Source organism: Streptomyces albidochromogenes (assembly GCF_005981925.1).
GTDB classification, from domain to species: domain Bacteria; phylum Actinomycetota; class Actinomycetes; order Streptomycetales; family Streptomycetaceae; genus Streptomyces; species Streptomyces albidochromogenes.
On record NZ_VBVX01000692.1, the window covers coordinates 1 to 787 of the forward strand.

Sequence of the window (787 nt, forward strand, 5' to 3'; positions counted from 1 at the left end):
CCCCTTGGCCCCGCCCGCCACCAACTCCAGCACCACGTCGTCGGCGCCTGCCAGCACATCGAGTTCCGGGGCGAGTTCACCGATCTCGTAGATCCGGCGGACATCCCCGGAGAACTCCTTGACCGCCTTGATGCACCCGTCGGCGTGCAGGGCCGCCAGCAGTTCGGGCAGCAGGTCGACCTTGGTGTCGTGCGGGTTGTTGTACGCGACGACCGGGATCCCGGCCTCGGCGACCTGCGCGTAGTGGGCCCGTACGGAACGCTCGTCGGCGCGGTACGCGTTCGGCGGCAGCAGCATGACGGAGCCGCAGCCGGCGTCCCGGGCCTGCTCGGCCCACCGCCGGGCCTCGTCGGCCCCGTACGCCGCGACGCCCGGCATCACGCGCTCCCCGCCGACGGCGGCGACGGCCGTCTCGACGACCCTGGCGCGCTCCTGCGCCGTGAGCACCTGGTACTCGCCCAGCGACCCGTTCGGCACGACGCCGTCGCAGCCGTTCTCGACGAGCCAGACGCAGTGCGCCGCGAAGGCGTCGTAATCGATGCTGAGATCGTGCCGCAGGGGCAGCGCGGTGGCCACCAGGACACCGTGCCAGGGGCGGCGACCGTCGTACGCGTTCATGGACCCTCATCTCCTCTTGCCGTCAGCAATGGCATCCCGATGCCACACCGGGACACCGCACAACCACCCGAGAACCGCGCAGCGCGCATCCAACCGCGCGCGTCACTCTCCGCCACCGCGAACCAGTGACGGCTGCGGGCCCGCCCCACCCCCGCCCACCGACCACGGT

The 787-nt window shown here is 72.0% G+C and carries 1 protein-coding gene; it reads right to left on the reverse strand.

Going from position 1 to position 787, the window contains the following annotated elements:
• Positions 1-618: dihydrodipicolinate synthase family protein (locus tag E2E34_RS34795; RefSeq protein WP_138905778.1), on the reverse strand; the 618-nt coding region annotated here is incomplete at its 3' end.
• Positions 619-787 lie beyond the last annotated feature (169 nt).